The sequence below is a fragment of the Chamaesiphon sp. OTE_20_metabat_361 genome (assembly GCF_031364565.1).
The window spans coordinates 1-4,846 of the sequence record NZ_JANLWO010000176.1 but is presented as its reverse complement, the minus strand read 5'-3'; the positions used below and the strand labels follow the sequence as shown (position 1 = coordinate 4,846).

At 46.1% G+C, this 4,846-nt stretch carries 4 protein-coding genes; 1 reads left to right on the top strand and 3 read right to left on the bottom strand.

Translation table 11 applies throughout. From position 1 onward, the window contains the following. Positions 1-422: 422 nt before the first annotated feature. The gene (gene recJ / locus RMO35_RS04860) at positions 423-2,405 is read left to right on the top strand and encodes a single-stranded-DNA-specific exonuclease RecJ (protein ID WP_309738958.1); all 1,983 of its coding nucleotides are present in this window, start codon (positions 423-425) and stop codon (positions 2,403-2,405) included. 76 nt (positions 2,406-2,481) lie between these two features. Here the strand turns inward: recJ and RMO35_RS04855 are convergent, their stop codons facing one another. The 3 genes from RMO35_RS04855 to RMO35_RS04845 all read right to left on the bottom strand — a co-directional run. Beyond that, the gene (locus RMO35_RS04855; RefSeq protein WP_309738956.1) at positions 2,482-3,012 is read right to left on the bottom strand and encodes a hypothetical protein; all 531 of its coding nucleotides are present in this window, start codon (positions 3,010-3,012) and stop codon (positions 2,482-2,484) included. A 263-nt stretch (positions 3,013-3,275) separates the two neighbouring features. Continuing rightward, positions 3,276-4,427, bottom strand: a complete 1,152-nt coding sequence (tgt, locus tag RMO35_RS04850; RefSeq protein ID WP_309738953.1) for a tRNA guanosine(34) transglycosylase Tgt — start codon at positions 4,425-4,427, stop codon at positions 3,276-3,278. 226 nt (positions 4,428-4,653) lie between these two features. Next, positions 4,654-4,846, bottom strand: a 193-nt coding sequence (locus RMO35_RS04845; protein ID WP_309738951.1) for a cell division topological specificity factor MinE, incomplete at its 5' end; no start/stop codon positions are given.

Sequence of the window (4,846 nt, the reverse complement as noted above, 5' to 3'; positions counted from 1 at the left end):
ACGGCGAGTACAATGGTAATGGTCAGTATCTAATGACTCACGCTCGATAGGTAAATTTGCTCGATCTAGCAATCCTAGATAAGCGTCTTAGATGCTGTTTGAAAAGTTTTATTTGTTACGATCGTAGACCTGAATCCCCCTAAATCCCCCTTAAAAAGGGAGACTAAGATCCGGATCTGAGCAAGCTTTTTAAGGGGGTTTGGGGGATTCTCACCAATTTCGCTTCTCACTAAAGATGTGTACACACGGTAGCTTTTTAAGAGAGATTTTGGGGAATTCTCTAGGATCTAAGCAACTATACGCATCAATTCATTTTCTAGACCGTTGGCGTAATCTTTGCAACCGTTAACCGATAAAGGGTTTCTAATTGTATCCCTGGTACAATCGGATCTGATGGTATCAACCCGCATCTACCAAGTACTATGCTTCCTCAACACCGCTGGCAAATAGCACCGAGCAATTTATCCCAAGCTACGAACTTAGCTGCGGGAATTACGCTCACAGATGGCGAAGCAACATCGCCATTGCTGGCGCAGGTATTGATAAATCGGGGGATTGAGACGGTAGAGCAAGCCGAGTTGTTTATTTATCCAGAGACGGCGATATTACCTTCGCCATTGACAGAGTTTCCCGATTTGGAAATTAGTCTGGATATATTGGTAAATGCGATCGAGCATAAGTCTAAAATTGCGATTTGTGGGGACTACGATGCCGATGGAATGACTAGTACGGCATTACTTTTACGTGCGCTTTCAGCTTTAGGTGCGGATGTCGATTATGCGATTCCCAGTCGGATGTCGGATGGGTATGGGATTAACAAGCGGATTGTGGAGGAGTTTCACGCTGAAGGTGTCAAGCTGATTATTACAGTGGATAATGGCATTTCGGCAGTAGCCGCGATCGCCAGAGCGGTAGAATTGGGCTTGCAGGTGATTATCACGGATCACCACGATTTGCCGCAGGTATTGCCGCCAGCGCAGGCAATTCTCAATCCAAAATTGATTGCGGAGTCATCGGTTTATCGCGCGATCGCGGGCGTGGGTGTCGCTTATCTGTTAGCTTTAGAATTAGCCAATAGACTAGACAAACCATCTTTGAGCGATGAGTTATTAGAGTTATTTACATTAGGCACGATCGCGGATTTAGCACCGTTGACAGGGATCAATCGTCGCCTAGTCAAACAAGGCTTACAACTACTGCCCAATTCCCAAGTTACGGGGATTCAAGCCTTAATTGAAATGTCAGGTACTCAAGGTGGCACGGTAGCAAAAAGTACCGCGATGAAACCTGAAGATATCGGGTTTAGATTAGGCCCAAGAATTAATGCGATCGGGCGAATTGACGACCCGCAGATTATCATTAATTTGCTGACAACTAACGATATGGGTGTGGCTTTAGCCCGAGCAATTCAATGCGAGCAGGTGAATAAACAGCGTCAGGATATGTGTGCCCAGATCGAAAAAGAAGCGATCGATCTCATCGAGCAGGGTGACTATAATATTAAACAAAATCGCGTCTTAGTTATCGTCCACACTGGCTGGCATCACGGCGTAATTGGCATCGTCGCCTCGCGGTTAGTCGAGCGTTATGGGGTGCCAGTATTTATCGGTACCAATGAAGACGAACACCACATCCGAGGCTCAGCGAGGAGTATTCCGGAATTTAATGTCTTTAATGCCCTCGAATACTGTCACGATCTATTGGGTAAATATGGCGGACATCGGGCAGCAGGTGGATTTTCAATGCCAACGGAGAATCTAGCAAAATTTCAACAGACTTTGAGCGAATTTGCCCACAAATGCCTAGAAATAGAACATCTCAAACATTTAGTCAAAATCGATGCCGAAGCCGATCTAGCGGCTATTAACATGTCACTGTACGAACAGATCGATGCGATTCATCCCTGTGGGATGGAAAATCCCGATCCGGTATTCTGGACAGCCAATGTTCGCGTCATCGAACAAAAAATCGTCGGCAAAGGACACCTCAAATTTAGCGTCGATACGCCAGAATTTCCCCAAGGAATTAAAGCGATCGCGTGGCGGTTTGGTGACTATTTTCCGCTACCAAAATATTTAGATATTGCTTACAAACTCAAAGAAAATAACTGGAAAGATTCGCGATCGATCGAACTCGAAATAATTAGCATTCGGCTACCAGTTTTGCCACAAACATCTAAATTCAACTATCAAGAGCGCGACTATAATTGCAGCATGTCACCCGATAAAGAACGACTGACGATCGTCAATACTCAAGGGCAAGCTCTAGTAGTAAATAAGGGTCAAAAAGTAGCCGAGTTAGTTAGTAACACCGCACCCATTCAAACGATCGATATTACTAAAACTTATTACTTCGATCTGATTAAAACGGCGATGCAGGTATTACAAATCGATCGGGTACATTAATCGATCGATTAGCGGTAGATCCTACCCAATCGTGCCAATTGCGATCGTTTAAATCACGTCGAAACCGATTGCAGCTTCAATTCCCAAAGTTGTAGCCAATTCCAGCAAGGATGCCGACATCAGCATTCCGATTAGCTGGAAAACCAGCATTGACGCGAACTGTGCCTGTCAAATTTTTGGAGACGGGAATATCGAGTCCACCAGAAACTGCGGGACTAATAGACAAACCTCGATCGTAGCGCAGCATCGCGCCACCGCCAATAAACGGCGAAATAATGGTTTGCCCAGCATCGTTACGAATGGGAAAATCAGCACTGACAATAATCATTGAAGTGGCTGTTCCGCCACCAAAGAGGATCGTCGCATCATGTAAAGAGAAGTTATCTGAAAATCTCACCTTCGTCAGAATAGCTACGCCACCCGTGCCGAGCGCAGTAGTATTACCATCCAATCCAATCGCACTGCCGATGCCGATATAGCCGTTATTCTGATAACCAATATTTTCTAGTTGAGGAGCCGACTCAGCCGCGACTGGCGATGTATTTAAAACAGCAAGGCTGGTTAACCCGCACGTAAGTTGTAAGAATCTGGTGAAAAATTGGGACATCTGGGATTAAAGTTAGAGACTATCTACATATACGTCCAAACATCCTTGGTGGATTTATTTCGCGCTGCTGCTGAAAATATCGCCCAGTCTTCGTCCATTGTGCAGCTAATCAGCGGGTATCAGTGTTTGTGTATCCGTAACGTCTTTGTCAGGAAACAGATGAGATCGTTGCCAGACAAGATTTATTGCTAGAATTAAAAGACACAAGAACGTTATTGTCACTAAGCGCGGTCGAAGATGATGCCATCACCAATAGTGCCTTATTAAGTAATAGTTAGAGGCTCATCGCTTACTTCTTCCTCCTCACTAGTGAGCCAATGTCCGAATTCTTCAACAAATCGATCGCGTAAAATGGCATCGCGAATTTGTTGAGTAAACCGAATTAATTCGGTAATGTTGTGGATCGATAACAGCGTAAATCCGGTAATCTCACCACACCGGACGAGATGGCAGAGATAGGCGCGCGTAAAGTTCTGACAGGTGTAGCAAGGACACGTATCGTCTAAGGGGGTAAAATCGCGCTTGAACGGGGCATTCTTGAGATTCCAGCGTTCGCCCCGGACGAAGGCTGCACCATGCCTAGCGACCCGTGTCGGGATGACACAATCGAATAAATCGATGCCGCTGGCGATCGCGATCGCCATTTCTTTGTAGGTACCGATGCCCATCAGATAGCGCGGTTTACTTGCGGGTAATAATGGGGCGGTAGCGCGGACGATTTTGTGGATGAAGTGCGCTGGTTCGCCGACACTAACACCACCAATAGCATATCCATGAACGTCAAATTCTTGCAGCGATTTAGCAGCTTCGGCGCGTAAATCTAAGTGTACGCCGCCTTGGACGATCGGAAATAAGGCTTGATCTTCAGGGCGTTGATGGGCTTTGATACAACGGGCTAACCAGCGATAGGTACGATCCGTTGCAGCGACGACTTCCTCGCGGGTGGCGGGATACGGGGGGCATTCATCAAATGCCATAATTACATCCGCACCGAGGGCATTTTGAATCTCGATTGATTTTTCAGGCGAAATAAAAATCGTGCGTCCATCCAGGGGCGATTTAAAAGTTACACCTTCTTCGGTAATTTTCCGCATTTTGCTGAGACTGAATACCTGGAAACCGCCTGAGTCAGTCAGCATCGGCCCTTTCCAGTTCATGAATTTATGCAGTCCACCTGCTTCTTTAATGATGTCTTCGCCGGGACGTAAATGCAGATGATAGGTATTTGCTAATACCATCTGAGCTTGAGTATCTTCTATGTGCGCTGATGTCAGCGTTTTTACGGCTGCTGTGGTACCAACGGGCATAAATCTCGGCGTTTCAACAATGCCGTGTGGAGTATGAAAAACACCCGCACGAGCGTGAGTGTGACTGCATTTACCGATGCAATCGAAAGTAAAATTGGAGTGATTCAAGATTTAATAAAGAGGTGGGAGATGGGAGGTGGGAGATGGGAGGGAGTTGGGAGGTGGGAGATGGGAGATGGGGGATAAACTAAAGATGGGAACTGCGGTGTTCTCCTGCGGAGATCGCTGCTTTAGCAGCTAAATTATTTGACACCGATAGGTTTTAAAAAAGTACCAATGTAAATACATCTACCCTCAATCTCTCCTCCCCCAACTCCCAACTCCCAACTCCCTCCTAACTCGCTGGCTCGTCACCAGACCAACCCATGGGGGAGGCATCACTATCCTCTTTGACTCTGCGAATGGGTAAATTGGCAATTAGAGCGGTAACGCGTTGATTGCTCTCTAGTGAAAAATCTAATCCTTGAGTATCGATTTCGACATAACGCGATACGACTTCCAGAATTTCTTGACGCATCATCTCGACC